Here is a 19,525-nt window from a genome sequence, read left to right on the forward strand (position 1 = left end):
ATCACTCCGAATGAATCCGTCGGGGCAACGCATCACGGAAGACAGCTGCACACCGTTCAACCTCAAGATCGAGCTGAACAGCAGATTGAGATCGGATGATCAAATGAGGCTCCTCTGTGACGCTGCCAAGCGAGGTGACAGAGAGTCCTGCACGAGCTGCGATCAACTGTTCCCAGCCAGGGAGGCAGGCTGCGTTCACAGACACAATGACGCGACTGCCACCTTCAGCGAACAGCACCCGATCCAAACGCGCTGAACCTGTTGTCAGGGTCACATTGATGCCGAGATCAGAGGCAATGCAAGATTCAACCAAAGCCACAGCGAGACCACCATCACTGCAGTCATGGGCGGAGGCCAGCAGACCCTGAGCGATGGCCTCACGAACCAGACGCCCCACTGCGGCTTCGACAACGAGATCGGGCTGGGGCGGACGTCCTGCCAGAGACCCGAGGCTCTGCTGCTGATAAGCACTGCCCGCCAAACCAAGGCTGGGATCTGCAACATCATCCGGCGGAACGCCGATGAGAAAGATTGAATCGCCGGGCTGCTGCCAAGCCAAACCGGTCACACGACTGATGTCGTCCACACAACCAACCATGCCGATCACCGGCGTGGGATGAATCGGCTGCATCGTGCCGTCATCCTGTTTGGTCTCGTTGTACAAGGAGACATTGCCGCCCGTAACGGGGGTATTGAGGGCGCGGCAGGCGTCGGAAATCCCCCGACAGGCCATGGCCAACTGCCAGAACCCCTTCGGCGTTTCCGGTGAGGGGAAATTGAGGTTGTCGGTGACCGCCAGGGGGTCAGCCCCCACACAACTCAGGTTGCGTGCTGCTTCAGCGACGGCCGCCTGCGCACCACGTTCGGGGTCAAGAGCGACCCAACGGTTGGGGCAGTCCACCGTGGCGGCGACACCACGGTTGGACACAGCCATCGATCCTTCACCCTGCTGAGGTCTCAGCCGCACCACAGCGGCATCGGCTGCGCCGGATGACACCACTGTGTTGGCCAACACCTGCTGGTCGTACTGACGGTGAACCCAGTGCTTGCTCGCGATGGTGGGATCATCCAGGAGCTGAAGCAGGGCTGCAGCTGCATCGCTCAACTCAGGAAGCTCCTGCTCGGTCCAACGCCAGAGGGCCTGAAGATCCGCCGGGGGCTCCTGCAACAGAGCATGTTTTTCGATCGGGGTGTCATCGGCAAGAGCCGTGGCGGGCACCTCAGCAGCAACAGCACCGTGGTGCAACACCCGCACAATCGGTTCCTGGAGCACCTTGCCCACAACCGCCGCCTGCAATCCCCAGCGACGGAACCGCTGCATCAGCGCCTCCTCCCGCCCGGCCTTGACCACGAACAACATCCGTTCCTGGGATTCCGACAACAGAAACTCGTAAGCCGTCATCCCGGTTTCACGGGCCGGAACCCGGTCCAGATCCAGCTCCACCCCCAGACCCCCTTTGGCGGCCATTTCCGAACAGCTGCAGGTGAGACCAGCAGCACCCATGTCCTGCGCTGCCACCACATCACCACTGGCAAAGGCCTCAAGACAAGCTTCGATCAGCCCTTTCTCCAGAAACGGATCACCCACTTGAACGGCGGGGCGATCATCCAAGGAATCGGCACTCAGCTCAGCACTGGCAAAGCTGGCTCCGCCCATGCCATCCCGGCCGGTGGTGCTGCCCACATAAACCACGGGATTGCCAACGCCGATCGCTCCGGATTTGACGATCTCCTCGGTCTCCATCAGACCGAGTGCCATGGCATTCACCAGGGGATTGCCGGAATAGGACGGGTCAAAGGCCACCTCACCGCCCACCGTCGGCACGCCGACGCAATTGCCGTAATGGGCAATGCCAGCAACCACACCTTCCATCAGGCCAACATTGGCGGAGTCCTCAAGGGGACCAAAGCGCAGGGCATTCAGCAGCGCGATCGGACGCGCGCCCATCGTGAAGATGTCACGCAGGATCCCGCCCACCCCTGTTGCCGCCCCCTGAAAGGGTTCAACGGCGGAGGGGTGGTTATGGCTTTCGATCTTGAAGGCCAACCGGTGGCCCCCACCGAGATCGACCACGCCGGCATTTTCTCCAGGTCCCACCAAAATGCGCGGTCCCTCAGTGGGGAAACCACTCAGCAAGGGCCGGGAATTGCGGTAGCAGCAATGTTCGGACCACATCACACCGAACATGCCCAACTCAGCTCGGTTCGGCTCTCGACCGAGCCGCCGACAGATCTCATCCCAGTCACTGGGCTTAAGCCCTTCCTGCTTCAGGGCTGCAGCTATGTCGTACGCAGGGGAGGAAACCACGAATCGCGGAGCACCTCCCCCCAGTGTTGCCGACCGACCGTCAGACCCAGGGGTCTTCGTCCTGTCGGCGGCGGGGGGACGGAGTTTCCTCCCAGCTGTCGTCGTCCCAGACCTCAGATTCAGGCTCAGAGACAGCCTCTGATTCGACGTCCCCTAGCGAAGAGCGGATGGGCTCTGGCCGCAGATCATCCATTGGCGAGTCCTCCAACCAACCCTCCAGGCGATCGCCGGCCCGGTCACCCATGACGCGCAACTGGTCCCGCCAACGTTGGGTGCGTTGGAGCAGGTCCTGACGGACACTGGCGCGGGCCATCGGCAAATCATCCAATCCCATCAGGGCGGTTTGAATCTGACCCGGTTGCTGGTCAAGGATGCGATCCGGAGCCAAACGCCAGCGGGAACTCCCTGGAAGTCGCGGGTCGCTGCGCGCGATCAGGTAGTGAAGAATCGCGCCGTCCGCTGGTCGGAAATCAAGATCAACAACGCTGCCAATTCGTTCACCATCACGATCCAGCAACGTTGCCTCCATCAAAGTCGGCAAGCGTTCCAGCATCACCTGATCGGTGACCGCCGGTTCGCCGCGCACAAAAACCTGCTGATCCGTAAAGCCACAACATTGGTTCAAACGCCAGACATCGCGAGACATACGCAGAGCTGACGGTCGACTGACCCAACCCAGCAACCGATGCACAGGCGGATGCATCCAGGCCATCACCCCAGGTCCGTGATCCAAGCCCAGATCACAACGGACGGTATGACTCAGAAGATCACTGAGGAGAAGCTGATCCGGAAGAGACACATCAGGAACGAATCTGGACGGGCATTACCAGATACGTGAAAGCTTCAGACGTTTCATCCGAACGAAGCACAGCCGGCGTGGTGGGTGCATTGCAGTGCAGAACAATCCGATCAGAGCCCATGGCCTTGAGACCATCCAGCAAATAGCGAACATTGAAAGCAATCTGCATGGCATCACCATCCAGGCTGGCTGGTAGTGACTCCGAGCCGCTGCCCACATCCTGTGCATCAGCACTGATCAACACAACACCCTCCTCAGGCTGACTGCTGAATTTCACGACGTTGTTGTGTTGATCAGCAAGAACAGCAATGCGTTCCAGAGCTGCAATCAATGAACGACGATCCATCCCGAAGGTGCGGTTGAAACCATCGGGAATCAACTGGCCGTAATTGGGATACGTGCCCTCCAGCGTGCGACTGGTGACCATCTGGTCGGCAGCGAGAAACACCACTTGGCCACGATCACAAAACAAACTGACGGGTTCATCGGAACGCCAGGACGCCATCAAACGCTCGACCTCTCGAAGAGAACGTGCGGGGAGGGTCACCGCGAAACCCTGTTCATCAACGGCATCAGCGATGGCCGCATCCTGCAGAGCATCGTCAACATTGAGTACAGCAAGGCGGTGTCCATCGGTGGCAGCAGCTTCTAGAGCCCGCTGGTTGAACTTCAAATGAACACCGGTGAGCAGTTGCTTCGCTTCATCGCCGCTGCTCGCGAACAGGGTGCCCTTGAGCGCCTGTACCAACCGTTCAGGCTGAAGTTTGAGCGTCATGCCGCTCTCCACCATCGGGAGATCGGGGTAGTCATCAGCACTCATACCGCGCATCTGATAGCTACCACTCAGGCTGGTGAGCTGAACCTGCTCGCCGGCATCCTCTACCGCGAGAGTGACAGGAGAATCGCTGGATAAACGGGAGACAATCTCTCCCAGCAATCGGGCCGGAAGCGTGATCGCTCCACTGGTTTCCACACTGGCGGCGAGAGAGGTCTGAATCCCCAGACTCAGATCGAACCCCGTCAGGCTGAGGCGATTGCTTCCAGCATCGGCCGTAAGCAACACATTGGCCAAAACCGGATGGGTGGGCCGGGTTGCCACCGCACGGCTCACCAATTGCAAGGCGCTATTCAGTTCGGACTGTGAACAGACCACCTTCATCGTCTTGACGACCTGAGTGCGCTGAGGTGCCCCACCGTTTCACAGGCTGAGGGGAAGTGCAATGGCCAGCGCAACGGGATCCTCTTTTCGGCTGTTTTGTTTTTATGGATTTAAAAAAATAAAACTAAAACAGTCGTAGTAGGGCCTGGGGAAAAGGGGGAAAGCTGCTTGAAAGTCAGTGGTCAAGAGAGTTCTGCTTCACCAATGCTTGAGGAGAAATTTTTACGGAATGGGGAGTGCAGACCTGTTTTCCACGTCTTCACAGCAGGTGGAAAACCATCCACTTAGCTGGAGGAGTTGTTTTCACCTGTTTTCCACAGCGTGTGCATTCGGTTTTTGGTTGTTTTCTGCAGCCGCTTTGTCGGCTGGTTTGGTCCAATGGCCATGAAAAAGCCCCCGTCGGGGGGCTGGAGGACGTCGATGGAATGCCGTTTTAGAAGCCCATGACATTGGCAACGGTGTCGAGATCGGGATTGAGGTCGGTGTGGAAGGCGGCGTCGTTGTTGCTGATCGCGCAGTCGGGATCCTTGAGGCCGTTGCCGGTCAGAACGCAGACCACCGTTGAGCCAGCCGGTACTTCGTCCTTGCGTTTGAGCAGGCCTGCCACAGATGCAGCACTGGCGGGTTCGCAGAAGATTCCCTCCTGACCGCCCAAGAGTTTGTAAGCCTCGATGATTTCCGCATCGGTGACATCCAGGAACGCTCCTTTGCTGGCTTCGCGTGCCGCCAGGGCCTTGGCTCGGTTGACCGGGTTGCCGATGCGGATGGCTGTGGCGATGGTTTCGGGGTCCGTCACCGTCGTGTTGTTCACCAGAGGAGCTGATCCGCTGGCCTGGAAGCCCATCATCCGGGGCAGGTTCCGGCTCCGGCCCGCCTGCTGATATTCCTGAAAACCCATCCAATAGGCGGTGATATTTCCCGCGTTGCCCATGGGAATGCAAAGCCAGTCGGGTGCGTCTCCGAGGGCATCCACGATTTCGAAAGCAGCCGTCTTTTGGCCCTGAAGCCGGTAGGGGTTCACCGAGTTCACCAGGGTGACCGGATACTTCTCCGCCGCTTCCCGAACGATGTCCAGGGCACGATCGAAGTTGCCGCGGATCGCTAAGACCTCAGCGCCATACACCAGAGCTTGAGCCAGTTTTCCCTGGGCGACATAGCCATCAGGGATCAACACGAAGGCCCGCATTCCTCCCCGCCGGGCATAGGCCGCTGCTGCAGCACTGGTGTTGCCTGTGCTTGCACAGATCACCGCTTCACAACCGGCTTCCTTGGCTTTGCTGATGGCCATGGTCATTCCCCGGTCTTTGAAGGACCCTGTGGGATTCAGGCCGTCGTATTTCACGAACACTTTCACGCCCTTGCCGATCTGTTCCGCAATCGATGGCACGGGAATCAGAGGAGTCGCTCCCTCCCGAAGGGTGATCACCGGGGTTGCATCGGTGACGGGAAGCCAGCTGCGATAGGCCTCAATCAGTCCAGGCCAGTCCTGCATCACAGGGGTGGCAGTGAAACGCCGACGGAGGTTCTGAAACAGGGACACCGGCTGGGATGGGGGGATTTCCGGAATCTAGGCGGCGTCCGTTCAGGAGTTGGTCAGGGTTGCGCGTCCTTCAGTCCGTCCAAGGGGGAGTCGGAGAAAAACTGCACCAGGCCGGCAATCGATTCCGCTTTCTCAATCACCCCAAACAAAGCTGGCAGGTTCACCGCCATAACGGCATTGGGATACCCCTTCAGAAAGCTCACAGCGGTGAGGCCTTCCTCGCTTTGCAATCCACTGATCACCCCTGCACGGATCGCCGGAACACTCACCTCGGGTTCCGGTGTGTAGATGGGGTAGATGATGCGTGAAGCACGACGCAGGATGGCTTCACCGATCCGTGTATTGATTAAACGGCTGGTAAGCACTAGCGGAAGTTCGAGGCTCTGATTGAGCATCTGCGATACCTCCTGAGGGTCCTGCCCGGACAGTTCAAGCAGATTGCCCAGCAGGCCGATGGCTTCACCGGTCTCGGCCAGGTGTTCAAATTCCTTGACGGGAATCGAGCGGCGGAAGGCACCACTGACAAGGGCTACATCCGTGGCGGCATGCAGAGGTTGCATGACGCTGCTCCAACCGATTCCAAGTCCTGCCGCCACGGCCAGCAGTGACGAACGGGTGAAGGGCTTGAGAAGCATCACGCTGACGGTGTTCTCAGGAACTTAGGCAGGAACTCCAGCGGCGACCCGCACCAGGCGGACAACTCCTCGTTCGGCCAGCCCTTGAGCCACCTGGAATCCCATACGGCGGGTGTCCGGCTCATTCAGAACTCTGGGCATCCGTCGCAGCAGAAGTTCCGGTTTGAACCCCGGCAATGACTGCAACACCAGAATTAATTCTCGTACTGGCTCCAGTTGCATCAGTGGATCCGAGAGCCCTGGAGGCGTCTGGGCGATGGCGGAGGGTTGCAGTCGTTTGGGTAGACGTCGACCCAGGCGCTGCATCGTGGACCACCCCAGAGCGTCCAGTCTCTCCACAGCGGCAGTCACCAATTGATCCCGAAGCAGTCCCGCCTTGGGAGAGAACAGAAAGTCGAGCAGTTGGTCGAGTAGCGCTTCCAGGTCCAGTTGGGCTTGGCTTGCAGCGCTAGACACAAGATTTTCCAGACGGGTCCAGCGGAAGGCGTCTCCGTCGAACAGCATCTCCTTGAGGCTCTGACGTAGTTGGGGATCCGGGTCTTCCATCAGCCGCCGCGCGAAGTAGGGATACGCCGCACCGAGGATCTTGAAGTTCGGATCCACACTCAGAGCGATGCCCTCGAGGGTGACCAGTGACCGAATGATTAGGGCGTAATAGGGCGGCACCCGGAACGGGAATTTGTACATCACACCGGACATGTCATCGGTGACCGCTTTGAAATCCATGCGGTTGACGCCGGCTTCCAACGCCTGGCTGAAGACCTTCTCAAAGGCCGGAACAATCGGTTCCAGGTTCACGTCTTCCGCCAGGAAACCAAGGGTGACGAAGTCTTTGGAGAGCTTCCCGAAGTTCCGGTTCACCAGATGGACAACCGCTTGAATCAAGCCCGTGCGTGACTCGCGGCTGACCTCGCTCATCATCCCGAAGTCGAGATAACAGAGGCGTCCGTCCTCGAGAGCCAGGAGATTGCCGGGGTGGGGGTCGGCATGGAAGAAGCCATGCTCCAGCAACTGTTGAAGGCTGCAATTCACGCCCACCTCCACCATGTCGTCTGGATCTACACCGAGTTCCCGAACGGCATCCAGATTGGTGAGTTTGACGCCGTCGATCCATTCCATCGTCAGCACGCGGCGGCTGGTGGCGTTGCGATAGATCTTCGGAACAGCGATTCGAGGGTTCTGCTGATGCAGCTCAGCGAAGGTCTCTGCATTCGAGGCTTCGTTGAGATAGTCCATCTCTTCGAACACCCGTCGCCCCAGTTCGTCGATCAAGGCGACGAGGTCGCTGCGGATCACCCCGATGTTGCTGTTCAACCAGGCTGCGATGTTGCGCACGATGTATAGATCCAGGGTGATCTGTTCGCGCAGGCCTGGGCGCTGCACCTTCACCGCCACCCTGGCGCCACCCTTGAGGGTTCCCTTATGCACCTGTCCCAGGGAGGCGGCGGAAATCGGATCCCGGTCGAGCTGCTCGAAAATTTCATCCACCGGTGCCCCCAGGTCCTCCTCGATGCAGGCCATGGCCAGGCCGCTGTCGAAGCCGGGGAGTTGGTCCTGCAACTGGGCCAGTTCCTCCAGCAGCAGTGGCGGGACGATGTCCGGTCGGGTGGAGAGTGCCTGGCCGGCCTTGATGAAGGCGGGGCCGAGATCCACCAGCAGCTCAGCGCATTCGCGGGCTCGAGCCCGAGCCCGTTCTTCATCTTTCAGCAACTGGAAGATCCAGTCGAAGGCGACGCCCAGAAGCAACAGGCCAATGGGCACCAGGGTTTGCCAGAGCCGTCGGATCAGCCGTTGGGGATGACCGGCATAAATACGCGTGATGGCGGCGGGGTCGTACTCAAGCAACCCCGCGGCTTCGATGAAATCCCCGAGCTCCTGCGCCATCAATTCATCGGGATGTCCGACACCCCTTCTAAACGAACCGAGCTGCCGCTACGGTCGGCATCATCACAGGGCTGGATGTGCTCACCGGTCTGCTGCTGCAGAACATTGCTCTGATCGAGAGTCTTGAACTGGAGTTCAGCTCGGGCTTCACGGTGCTCACCGGTGAGACCGGAGCAGGGAAGTCGATTCTTCTTGATGCCCTCGATGCGGTTCTCGGTGGAGCGCAGGGGGCCAGCGGTATTCGTCTGCTTCGCGCTGGGGTTGATCGAGCCAGGATCGAAGCTGCGTTTCAACTCAGCCCAGCCCTTGAACAGTGGCTGGTTGCGGCGGAGTTTGACCCTGAAGAGGAGCTCCTGATTAGCCGTGAGTGGAAACGGCAAGACGGTGATCGCTTCTCCAGTCGCTGCCGTCTGAACGGCAGCACGGTGAACCGTCAGCAGTTGCTTGAGCTCAGACCACTGCTGATCGATCTCACCGTTCAAGGCCAGACTCAGTTGTTGTCACGCGCTGGGCAACAACGTCTTTGGTTGGACCGTCTCGGTGGCTCCCCGTTGGCGGTGATTAAACAGCAGGTGGCTGAGGCCTGGTCGGAGTGGCGTGTTGCTGCGGATGCCTTGATGACTCTCGAGCGGGAACAGCAGCGCTCTGAACAGGAGCGGGCTGAACTGGAGGAGCAGTTGGAGCAACTGCAGGCTGCCGATCTGGAAGACCCCGACGAACAGCAGCGGCTTGCACAGGATCAGGATCGCCTTGTTCATGGGGTTCGTCTTCTGGAGGGTCTTGCTCTTTTGTTTGGGCGTCTCCGCGATGGTGCTGATCAGGGACCCTCTCTTCAGGATCATTTGTCAGTTTCCATCCAGGAGCTTCAGGCCATGGCCCAGCTGGATGGTTCCGTTGAGCCGCTGCGAGATCAGGCTTTGGATCTCGAGGCCGGCGTTGAGGCCTTGTTGCGTTCCCTTGATCAGTACGGTCTTGCACTCGAGAGTGATCCAGATCATCTCGAGCGCATCCAAGACCGCTTGTCGGTTTTAAAACGCCTGCAGCGCCGCTACGGCCTCGATCTGGCCGGTTTGATTCAGCGTCGAGATGACCTGTTTCATCGTCTGGGTGCCGAAGGATTCGCGGCGGATCTCGCTCGCTTGCACCAGGACGAAAACGATCAACGTCAAAGGCGTGATCAAGCCAATGCGGCGTTGCATCGTGAGCGTTCCAAGGCTGCTGCTGCTCTGGAGGCCTCGTTGCTTGAGCTGTTGCCTCCCATGGGTCTGGCCAACGTGCGTTTCAAGGTGGATCTCAATTCATGTGATCCCGCAGAGCATGGTGCGGATGCTGTGCAATTCCTGTTTTCCGCCAATCCCGGCCAGCCGATGGCACCGTTGACGGAGGTGGCGTCAGGGGGTGAGATGTCCCGTTTTCTGCTTGCTCTCAAGACCACCCTTGCCGCAGTGGATGGATCCAGCACCTTGTTGTTCGACGAGATTGATGCCGGCGTGAGTGGACGCGTGAGTGGTGCCATGGCGCATCTCCTTCAAACTCTGGCCCATCAGCGTCAGGTGTTTTGCGTCACCCACCAACCGCTCGTGGCGGCAGTGGCTGATCACCATTTCCGTGTCAGCAAGCATGTGGAGGACGGCGTGACCCATTCGCGAGTGTCCCGACTGCGGGACACCCAGGAACGTCGCCAGGAGCTGGCTGATCTCGCTGGTGGCGATCAGGCCGATGCCTATGCAGCCAGCCTGCTGGACCAGCGAACAGCTTGAAGGCTTCGGTTCTTCCTAAGCTTTTGGGCCTTCCAACGGGTCCTGATGGCGCGAGCTGCTGCCAAGATCACTGACTCAGCTGGCCCGCTGGCGATTCAGGACGACGTGATTCGGGTGAGGGGTGCTCGACAGCACAACCTCAAGAACGTCGACGTCACGATCCCCCGCAACAAGCTGGTGGTCTTCACCGGGGTGAGTGGCAGCGGCAAGAGTTCGCTGGCGTTCGACACGATCTTTGCGGAAGGGCAGCGCCGCTATGTCGAAAGTCTGTCGGCTTACGCCAGGCAGTTCCTAGGTCAGGTGGACAAGCCCGATGTGGATGCCATCGAAGGGTTGTCCCCCGCGATCTCCATTGATCAGAAATCCACCAGTCACAACCCGCGCTCCACGGTGGGCACCGTTACGGAGATCCAGGACTACCTCCGTTTGCTGTTCGGCCGGGCTGGCGAACCCCATTGCCCCAAATGTGGTCGCTCGATTAAGCCGCAGAGCATCGACGAGATGGTCGATCAGATTCTTTTGTTGCCGGAGGGAACCCGGTATCAATTGCTGGCGCCGGTGGTGCGTGGCAAAAAGGGCACCCACACCAAGCTGATCAGTGGTCTGGCGGCTGAGGGTTTTGCTCGGGTGCGCATCAACGGTGAGGTGCGCGAACTGGCCGACAACATTGAACTCGACAAGAACCACAGCCACAACATCGAGGTGGTGGTCGATCGCCTTGTGTCCCGTGAGGGGGTGCAGGAACGGCTGACCGATTCGTTGCGCACGGCTCTCAAACGCGGCGATGGTTTGGCGCTTGTGGAGGTCGTGCCAAAGAAAGGTGAGGAGCTTCCCGACGGCGTTGAACGGGAGCGGCTCTACTCCGAGAACTTCGCCTGCCCCGTTCACGGCGCTGTGATGGAGGAACTATCTCCACGGCTGTTTTCGTTTAACAGCCCTTACGGCGCCTGTGAGGCTTGCCATGGCATCGGGCATCTGCGCAAATTCACAGTGGATCGGGTGATTCCGGATCCCAGTCAGCCCGTTTATTCCGCCGTTGCCCCTTGGGCAGAGAAAGACAACAGCTATTACTTTTCACTGTTGTTCTCGGTTGGTGAAGCCTTCGGCTTTGAGATCAAGACCCCATGGAATGAGCTCACGGATGAACAGCGGGATGTGCTGCTCAACGGAAGCCGTGAACCGATTCTGATTCAGGCTGATAGCCGGTATCGCAAGGGCAAAGGGGGATACACCCGCCCTTTCGAAGGCATTCTTCCGATTCTCGAGCGGCAGCTTCGCGATGCCAGCGGTGAAGCCCAACGGCAGAAGTTGGAGAAGTATCTCGAGCTCGTACCTTGCGAAGCCTGTGGCGGTCAGCGGCTCCGACCGGAAGCCCTGGCTGTGACGGTCGGTCCCTACCGGATTCCAGAACTCACTGCTGTCAGCGTCGGTCAGACCCTGGAACGGATCGAAAAATTGATGGGCGTTGGTGCCTATGAGGGTTCAGAGCCTTTGTTGAGTCCCCGACAGATTCAGATCGGTGATCTGGTGCTCAGGGAAATCCGTCTGCGCTTGAAGTTTCTGCTGGATGTCGGTCTGGATTACCTCAGCTTGGATCGTCCGGCGATGACGCTCTCCGGCGGTGAGGCCCAGCGCATTCGGTTGGCCACCCAGATCGGCGCTGGTCTCACAGGGGTGCTTTACGTGCTCGATGAGCCGAGCATCGGCCTGCACCAGCGGGACAACGACCGTCTCCTGAACACTCTGGTGAGGCTCAGGGATCTTGGAAACACCCTGGTGGTGGTGGAACACGATGAAGACACCATCCGTGCTGCAGATCACGTGGTGGATATCGGTCCCGGTGCCGGCGTCCATGGTGGCCACATCGTGGCCGAGGGAAGTTTCGATGACTTGGTTGCGAGCAGCGAATCCCTCACCGGTGCCTATCTGAGCGGCCGCCGCTCGATTCCCACGCCGGCCGAACGCCGCCAGAGCGGTTCACGTTCCCTCAAGCTGATCGATTGCAATCGCAACAACCTCAAGAACGTTTCGGTTGAGTTTCCACTGGGACGGCTGGTGTCCGTTACCGGTGTGAGCGGTAGCGGCAAAAGCACCCTGGTGAATGAGCTTTTGCATCCGGCTCTGGAAAATGGGCTGGGTTTCAAAGTCCCCTTTCCGCAGGGTGTTGGGGAGCTGCGAGGGCTGAAGTCGATCGACAAGGTGATCGTGATCGATCAGAGCCCGATTGGACGGACGCCCCGATCCAATCCGGCCACCTATACCGGTGCTTTTGATCCGATCCGGCAGGTGTTCGCGGCCACGGTGGAGGCGAAGGCCCGTGGTTACCAGGTGGGGCAATTCAGTTTCAACGTGAAGGGCGGCCGCTGTGAGGCCTGCCGCGGTCAGGGCGTGAACGTGATTGAAATGAACTTCCTGCCGGACGTCTATGTTCAGTGCGATGTCTGCAAGGGCGCTCGGTTCAACCGCGAAACCCTGCAGGTCAAATACAAGGGTTACACCATTGCTGATGTGCTCCAGATGACGGTGGAGCAGGCCGCTGAGGTGTTTGATGCGATTCCACAGGCTGCAGATCGGTTACGCACGCTGGTGGATGTGGGCTTGGGCTACGTCAAACTTGGCCAGCCGGCGCCAACTCTTTCGGGGGGTGAAGCCCAGCGGGTGAAGTTGGCGACGGAATTGTCACGGCGGGCCACCGGCAAGACCCTCTATCTGATTGATGAGCCCACGACCGGCCTCAGCTTTTACGACGTGCACAAGCTGATGGACGTGATGCAGCGATTGGTGGACAAGGGCAATTCAATCATCTGCATTGAGCACAATCTCGATGTGATCCGTTGCAGTGACTGGGTCATCGATCTCGGCCCTGAAGGTGGTGATCGTGGAGGAGAGATCTTGGTCACGGGGACTCCAGAGGAGGTTGCCCAGCACCCCACCAGTCACACAGGCCGTTATCTCAGCCGTGTTTTGGAGCAGCATCCCCCTGAACTTCCCGTTCCCCTGGCAGCTTGATGGCTCGACTTCGGACACACCTGGCCGCCCTGGGTGTTGGCATCTCGCTGGCCTTGGCAGGGGGTCCCGCTTCAGCACTTGAGCGACTGGTGCTGCGATTGGTGTTTTTGGAAACGCAGGTCACGATCAATCTCTCCGCTGGTCAGTCCGCTGAGCAGTTGATCCAAGCCAGTCCGGATCTGCAGGACCTGCAATTGGCCAGTGGCGGCAAGTTGTTGGAGCTGCTGCGTCAGGTGTTCCTTACGCCACTGCCACTGGAAACAAAGGCCTTTTTGGCGGGATCGACGGGTCAGCCTCTTCTGGAGCAGGCCCTCAATGCGGCGACGCATCTGGTGGACCTTGAGGGTGTTGAGCCGGATGTCAGTGGACGGATGCTGACGGATGCCCTGCTACGCGCTGAAGGCAGTGGACAACCCAACATCCTTGGTTTTCTGAGGGAGTTGCCGGGAGAGGAGGCGTCGATTGATCTGTCGCGCGTTGTTGACGTGGCCAATCGGCTCAAAACCAATCTTGAGGAGGGGGTCGCTCTGGCCCGTTCCGGTGATCCCGCTTCCGTGTCGGCAGGACTTCGTACTCCGCTTCGCTCCAGCTGGTCCCGTGAGGTTATTCAAGTTGCCGTGCCCCATCGCCCACAATCCCTGCGGGTTTTGATCCTTCAGCCTGCATCGTCGGCCAATGGTCGTTTGGTTGTTATTTCCCATGGGCTTTGGGACGATCCGGAATCCTTTGAGGGTTGGGGTGAGGTGCTGGCCGCGCATGGGTACACGGTGCTGATGCCGGACCATCCAGGCAGTGATTTCAATCAGCAGAAGGCGATGCTTTCTGGTGATGCGCCGCCCCCTGGGCCTGAAGAACTGCGGCTCCGGCCCCTTGATGTGTCCGCTCTGTTGGATGCAGTCAGTGCACGTCGTCTCCTGGCAGACGCCAACTTGAACACCAATGCTGTTGCGGTGGTGGGTCATTCCTGGGGAGGCACCACCAGCTTTCAGTTGGCTGGTGGTGTTCCCACCGATCACAGACTCAAATCCCGGTGCAACGACCTGAAGCATCCGGAGCGAAACATCAGCTGGGTGCTCCAGTGCAGTTGGCTATCGGGGATCAACCAAGCCGCTGTTTCGGATCCAAGGGTCAAGGCTGTGGTGGCTGTCAGTCCGCCGCTGCGTTTGTTGTTTGATGGCAGTCGCTTGGAGACTCTTCCGGCAAAGCTGTTGCTGATCAGCGGCACGCGCGACTGGGTGGTGCCTTCGGGTCCGGAAGCGATCCTTCCGATGCGCGAGACCAAGGCAGTGGAGCGGGGTCATCGCTTGGTGTTGGTACAGGGTGCTGACCACTTCAGCCTCCGCAGTTTTCGTGGTGAAGCGTCTCCGGCACGCGTTGGACCGGTCATCCTCGGCTGGATCAATGAGCAGCTTGAGGTGGATGGCGCGATCACCTTCTCCAGGGGTGGTTGGGGTGATGAACAGGGCAGCCTGGTCGATGTGAGTGACCGCCTCTGACGTTGCCGGGTTGTTACATACAGCAGTCGGCATGAGTGCAGTTTCTTGAGCTCAGATCACCTGCGAGAGAAAGAGAGTCGGCTTTTTTTAGCTGTTTGATTTCAGCGCCTTCTAAGGTTTTTTTCATTTTTTAGCTCTTCTTCCGCCTCTAAAGAAAAACCAACGGCACTGAATCTGTGTTCCGTTGTTGTTTGTGAGGTGAGCGAATGGGGATCCGGTTGTTGCATCTGCATCTTCACGGTCTGTTTCGTTCCCATGAGCTCGAACTCGGACGGGATGCTGATACCGGTGGCCAGACGCTCTATGTTCTCGAGCTTGCGCGCAGCCTGGCGCAGCGGGCCGAGGTCGAGCAGGTTGATGTGGTGACGCGGTTGATTCAGGACCGTCGTTTTGATCTCGACTACAGCAAACGGGAGGAGGTCATTTGTCCGGGTGCCCGCATCCTGCGTTTCCCATTCGGACCGAAGCGGTATCTGCGAAAGGAGCTCCTATGGCCTCATCTCGAGGAGCTGGCTGATCAACTGGTGGAACATCTGAGCCAGCCTGGCCAGAGGGTGGACTGGATTCATGCCCACTACGCCGATGCCGGCTTGGTGGGTGCTCTGGTCAGTCAGCGGCTGGGCATTCCTCTGGTGTTCACCGGGCACTCTCTCGGGCGGGAGAAACAGCGTCGCCTCCTGGCCGGTGGTCTTGATCGCTCTCAGATTGAGCAGACCTATGCCATCAGCCGTCGCATCGACGCCGAAGAGCGCGCTCTGGCGCAAGCCGATCTGGTGATCACTAGTACCCGTCAGGAAGCTGATCAGCAGTACTCGCGCTACGGCCACTTTCAGGCGGCGCAGGCGGAGGTGGTCCCCCCCGGGGTCGATGCCACACGGTTCCATCCCCACGGTTCGTCGCAGGAATGCTCTGCTGTGGAAAGCCTGTTGCAGCCTTTCCTGAGGGAGCCAGATCGCGCACCCCTGCTCGCGATTTCCCGTGCGGTTCGGCGCAAGAACATTCCTGCGCTTGTGGAGGCCTACGGCCAGTCACCGGTGCTGCGGCAGCGTCACAACCTCGTGCTTGTGCTTGGCTGTCGGGATGACCCGCGTCAGCTCGAGAAGCAGCAGCGCGATGTGCTTCAGCAGGTGTTCGATCTGGTGGATCGCTTTGACCTCTATGGCCAGGTGGCTTATCCCAAACAACACAGTCGTGCCCAGATTCCCGCCCTGTATCGCTGGGCTGCCCGTCGTGGCGGGTTGTTTGTGAACCCGGCTTTGACGGAACCCTTCGGACTCACCCTGCTGGAGGCCGCGGCCTGTGGTTTGCCGATGGTGGCGACCGACGATGGGGGGCCACGGGATATCCAACACCGTTGCGACAACGGTCTTTTGGCAGACGTCACCGATCCTGGGGCACTTCAGGAAGCCCTGGAACTCGCCGGCAGTGATGCACCCCGTTGGCGACGTTGGAGTGATAACGGGGTGGAGGCGATCAGTCGCCACTTCAGTTGGGATGCCCATGTGTGCAAATACCTCGCCCTGATGCAGCAAAGGATTCGTTCGTCACCTGTTCGAGCGTTGTCGGTGGTGAGGCGGCCCAGTCCTGTCTCCAGGCTCCTGGCGCTGGATCTCGACAGCAGTTTGGAGTTGCCGGAGGAAAGCTCCCTTGCGCATTTGCGCGATCGGCTTCAAGCCGAACCCTTTTCCGCCTCGACAGGGTTGGTCATCCTTACGGGTCGCTCCCTGGCTCAGGCACGTCAGCGCTACCACGAGTTGCATCTTCCCGATCCCAAGGCCTGGATCTGCCGGGCTGGAACCGAGATTCACCATGGTCTTGATCGCGCAGCGGACCCCGTTTGGGCGCAGCGGATCAGTGAGGCCTGGGATCGCGATGCTGTTCTTGCAGCGATGGGTCACCTGCAGGAACACATCCGGCTTCAGGACCTTGATCATCAAAGTCGTTTCAAGGTCAGCTACTTGTTGCGTGCCTCCAACCGTGGGTTGATCGGATTGGCCCGTCAGTGCTTGCGGCGCCATGCTTTGCAGGCTGAACCCCAGCTTCGCTGTCACTGGTTCTTGGATGTTCTGCCGCAGCGCGCCTCCCGCAGCGAGGCCATTCGCTTCCTGGCTCACTCTTGGGGGCTCCCCCTGGAGCGGGTTCTGGTGGTGGCCAGTCAGCAGGGTGATGGAGAGCTGCTGGATGGTTTACCCGCCACGGTGGTGCCTGCGGATCACGATCCTTGTTTGTTGGGTCAACGGACCCAGCAGCGGGTGTACGTGTCGAAACGCCCCAGTGTTGGAGCGGTGCTGGATGGCTTAACCCACTACCGGTTTTCAGGCAGCCGTTGATCCCGGGATCACGGTCATACAGGCGGCTGCCCTGTCGGCCTTGGCTTGTGCTTCCTTCCGATCTCCTCCCCTTGCCAATGCCACACCCATCCGCCGACCAGGGCGGGCCGTGGGCTTGCCGAACAGCAGCAATTGGGTGTCAGCTTCCGTCAGCGCTTGTTCGACCCCTTCAAAAGCGACGGAGTCCATATTCGTTTGGGCCAAGATCACACGGCTGGCAGCGGCATCAGCTGCGGTGATCTCGGGGATCGGCAGGCCCAGAACGGCACGCAGGTGCAGTTCGAATTCGCTCAGGTTTTGGCTGATCAATGTGACCAGGCCGGTGTCGTGGGGGCGCGGAGACAGTTCCGAAAAGATCACCTCATCACCACAGAGGAAAAATTCCACACCGAAGAGACCTGCACCGCCGAGGTTGTCGGTCACCGTCCTGGCCATGGCTTGGGCCTGATTCAGTTGCTGTTCCGTCAGTTGGGCGGGCTGCCAGCTGCACTGATAGTCCCCTCCTTCCTGTTCGTGGCCGATCGGTGCACAGAAGAGGGTTTCGCCGTTGCGCTGGCGAATGGTGAGCAGGGTGATTTCCAGATCGAAGCTGAGAAATTCCTCAACAATCACTTGGTCTGAGGTGCCGCGGGCGCCGGCCATGGCGATCTCCCAGGCTTGCTTCAAGTCTTCAGGGCCTTTCACCACGCTTTGTCCTTTGCCGGAGGAACTCATCACCGGTTTCACCACGACGGGCCACCCCAGAGGTTTCGCTACCTCTGTGAGCTCCTCAGCATTGGAGGCATAGGCGAATCGGGCCGTGCGGAGACCGAGTTCGCCGGCTGCCAGGTCGCGGATGCGGTCACGGTTCATGGTGACGGCCGTCGCACGGGCCGTTGGAATCACGGTGATTCCCTCCTGTTCCAGTTCCGCTAACGCATGAACTGCGAGCGCTTCGATCTCCGGGATCACCACGTCGGGTTGATGGCGCCGGACCACCGCCAGTAAGGCCTCGGCATCGGTCATCGGCAACACTTCCGCCATGTCAGCCACTTGCATTGCTGGGGCACCTGCATAGCGATCACAGGCGATCACCCGGCAGCCCAGTCGCTGGGCAGCGATGGCCACTTCTTTGCCCAGTTCCCCACTGCCCAGCAGCATCACGGTGCGAGGAAACGACGGCATGGTGATCTTTGAATGGCTGGCCGCATCATCAATCAACGCAAGTCCTGAGACTTTCCGCAGCCTGGGAGTGCAGGGCTCGATGTGCCGCTACGTCAAGGATGAGTTCTTGATGGAGTACAGTGCTTCGGGCGACATTGTTGGCGGTTCTCGCTGGGGGATGTCTTCAGCTCGGGGCGGCAAGAGCCAGGCCTGCTGATCCCATTCCACCGCTTGCTCCATGGCTGAGTGATGCAGAGGCGCTGGCTTTGCTGCCGGCTGCAGTCCGCTCACGTTCCAACAAGCAACTTGTGTTGGATCGCTCAAGCCGTCAGCTGATCCTGCTGGAGCAGGGCCAGCTTCGTCTGCGTGTGCCTGCCGCTGTTGGCACGCAAGGTTGGGAAACCCCTGTTGGGGAGCATCGGGTGCTTTTCAAGACGGTGGATCCCGTTTGGAGGCATCCAGGCACCGGTGTTTTGGTTCCCCCCGGAGGTCGAAACCCCCTGGGATCGCGCTGGATTGCCTTTCATCAGGACTGCTCCAATCCCGGTGGTTGGGATGGCGAGAAAGTGGTGCAGGTTCGAGGCTGCTCCCACGTCGGTTTGCACGGCACTCCCCATCGTTGGACCGTCGGACGGGCCGTGTCGCATGGATGTGTTCGCCTTTATGACGAACACATCCGCAGGGTGTTTGAGCTTGTGGAGGTGGGGACTCCCGTGGTGGTTTTGCCTTGATGCCCTTGTTTTGATGGCCTTTTTTTGATGCACTGGGCATCAAAAAAGCCCTGGGTAGTCCCAGGGCTTGTTCGACGTCTTTTGTCGTTATGCCGTCAGATCACCAGAGTCCCTGAACGGGAGCAGCTGGAGCGGGCTCAGGGGCCTTGGCGGTGTAGGCCTGAATGCAGGCCGGAGTGTTCATGTACCAGCTGAGCAGAGAGGTGTCCTTGTGGAAATCACCTTTCACGTCGGCATTGCAGACCTTCATGGCACCTTGCAGGCGCTGATCGGTCGGCAGCTTGGCCATCATTCCGTAGCTGGAGAGCTTGCCATCTTCAGCATCGAGAATGATGGCGCTGCGAACGGCCTGCAGATCGTTCTGCTGGCTGTAGTACGGGTGATAGTTGCCATTCAGGCTTGCTTTCAGGAAGGCCTCGCCCTCATCTGAGTAGAGGAATTCAGTGACGTCAGCAACGTCGACGTCGTACTGCTTCTCTAGACCCACTTCGAGTTCTTCACGGGTCCAACCGGACAGATTGCTCAGATCTTGAGGAACCGGATTGGAGACTTGCTGTTTGCCACCGATGGGCAACAGAACGTTGGAGCGAACGAAACCGTTGGTGACGGTCCGGGCGGTTTGTTTGGGGGCGGCGAAGCCAGGCAATCCAGCGGCTGCGACCATCAGGCCGGCACCAGTGAACAGAAGTGCTCTGCGCATGAGCTGCGTTTGATTTGCACTTCAACCGTCG

The 19,525-nt window shown here is 59.4% G+C and carries 14 protein-coding genes; 6 read left to right on the forward strand and 8 right to left on the reverse strand.

The window, feature by feature from the left end:
- Position 1 precedes the first annotated feature (1 nt).
- The 6 genes from purL to DXY30_RS09535 form a co-directional block, all read right to left on the reverse strand.
- Complete coding sequence (gene purL / locus DXY30_RS09510) at positions 2 to 2,308, reverse strand: phosphoribosylformylglycinamidine synthase subunit PurL (RefSeq protein WP_115094707.1); 2,307 nt, start codon at positions 2,306 to 2,308, stop codon at positions 2 to 4.
- Positions 2,309 to 2,348: 40 nt separating this feature from the next.
- Positions 2,349 to 3,107, reverse strand: coding sequence for an RNA methyltransferase (locus DXY30_RS09515; RefSeq protein WP_115094708.1), 759 nt, complete (start codon positions 3,105 to 3,107; stop codon positions 2,349 to 2,351).
- A 1-nt stretch (position 3,108) separates the two neighbouring features.
- The gene (gene dnaN / locus DXY30_RS09520; RefSeq protein ID WP_115094709.1) at positions 3,109 to 4,266 is read right to left on the reverse strand and encodes a DNA polymerase III subunit beta; all 1,158 of its coding nucleotides are present in this window, start codon (positions 4,264 to 4,266) and stop codon (positions 3,109 to 3,111) included.
- Positions 4,267 to 4,699: 433 nt separating this feature from the next.
- Complete coding sequence (gene thrC / locus DXY30_RS09525) at positions 4,700 to 5,758, reverse strand: threonine synthase (protein WP_115024707.1); 1,059 nt, start codon at positions 5,756 to 5,758, stop codon at positions 4,700 to 4,702.
- A gap of 101 nt (positions 5,759 to 5,859) precedes the next feature.
- Positions 5,860 to 6,441: an alpha/beta hydrolase gene (locus DXY30_RS09530; RefSeq protein WP_115094710.1), complete on the reverse strand. Its 582-nt coding sequence runs from the start codon at positions 6,439 to 6,441 to the stop codon at positions 5,860 to 5,862.
- Positions 6,442 to 6,465: 24 nt separating this feature from the next.
- A complete protein-coding gene (locus tag DXY30_RS09535; protein WP_115094711.1) occupies positions 6,466 to 8,325 on the reverse strand; it encodes an AarF/ABC1/UbiB kinase family protein in 1,860 nt (619 codons plus the stop codon).
- A gap of 77 nt (positions 8,326 to 8,402) precedes the next feature.
- Between DXY30_RS09535 and recN the strand changes: the two genes are divergently transcribed.
- The 4 genes from recN (at position 8,403) to DXY30_RS09555 (ending at position 16,920) form a co-directional block, all read left to right on the forward strand.
- The gene (recN, locus tag DXY30_RS09540; protein WP_115094712.1) at positions 8,403 to 10,085 is read left to right on the forward strand and encodes a DNA repair protein RecN; all 1,683 of its coding nucleotides are present in this window, start codon (positions 8,403 to 8,405) and stop codon (positions 10,083 to 10,085) included.
- Positions 10,086 to 10,130: 45 nt separating this feature from the next.
- On the forward strand, positions 10,131 to 13,094 hold the full coding sequence (gene uvrA / locus DXY30_RS09545; protein WP_115094713.1) for an excinuclease ABC subunit UvrA: 2,964 nt from the start codon (positions 10,131 to 10,133) through the stop codon (positions 13,092 to 13,094).
- Positions 13,094 to 14,590: an alpha/beta fold hydrolase gene (locus tag DXY30_RS09550; protein WP_115094714.1), complete on the forward strand. Its 1,497-nt coding sequence runs from the start codon at positions 13,094 to 13,096 to the stop codon at positions 14,588 to 14,590. Before uvrA ends, DXY30_RS09550 begins: the two co-directional genes overlap by 1 nt.
- Positions 14,591 to 14,796: 206 nt before the next feature.
- Positions 14,797 to 16,920 carry an HAD family hydrolase gene (locus DXY30_RS09555; RefSeq protein ID WP_115094715.1) on the forward strand — a complete coding sequence of 708 codons (2,124 nt, stop codon included), beginning with the start codon at positions 14,797 to 14,799 and terminating at the stop codon, positions 16,918 to 16,920.
- Here DXY30_RS09555 and purT read toward each other — a convergent pair.
- Positions 16,906 to 18,084 (reverse strand): formate-dependent phosphoribosylglycinamide formyltransferase, encoded by a 1,179-nt coding sequence (gene purT, locus DXY30_RS09560; protein WP_115094975.1) that lies wholly within the window; start codon positions 18,082 to 18,084, stop codon positions 16,906 to 16,908. The genes DXY30_RS09555 and purT overlap by 15 nt on opposite strands.
- On the opposite strand from purT, the gene DXY30_RS14325 reads away from it, so the two are divergent.
- Both DXY30_RS14325 and DXY30_RS09565 read left to right on the forward strand, forming a co-directional pair.
- Positions 18,083 to 18,280, forward strand: coding sequence for a hypothetical protein (locus DXY30_RS14325; protein WP_206749530.1), 198 nt, complete (start codon positions 18,083 to 18,085; stop codon positions 18,278 to 18,280). The genes purT and DXY30_RS14325 overlap by 2 nt on opposite strands.
- Positions 18,222 to 18,794, forward strand: coding sequence for a L,D-transpeptidase (locus tag DXY30_RS09565; RefSeq protein ID WP_244281352.1), 573 nt, complete (start codon positions 18,222 to 18,224; stop codon positions 18,792 to 18,794). The genes DXY30_RS14325 and DXY30_RS09565 overlap by 59 nt, the downstream gene beginning before the upstream one ends.
- A 100-nt stretch (positions 18,795 to 18,894) precedes the next feature.
- On the opposite strand, the gene DXY30_RS09570 is transcribed toward DXY30_RS09565, so the two are convergent.
- Positions 18,895 to 19,494 carry an alpha/beta hydrolase gene (locus DXY30_RS09570; RefSeq protein ID WP_115024699.1) on the reverse strand — a complete coding sequence of 200 codons (600 nt, stop codon included), beginning with the start codon at positions 19,492 to 19,494 and terminating at the stop codon, positions 18,895 to 18,897.
- Positions 19,495 to 19,525 lie beyond the last annotated feature (31 nt).

This window comes from Synechococcus sp. UW106, from assembly GCF_900474015.1.
GTDB lineage: Bacteria > Cyanobacteriota > Cyanobacteriia > PCC-6307 > Cyanobiaceae > Parasynechococcus.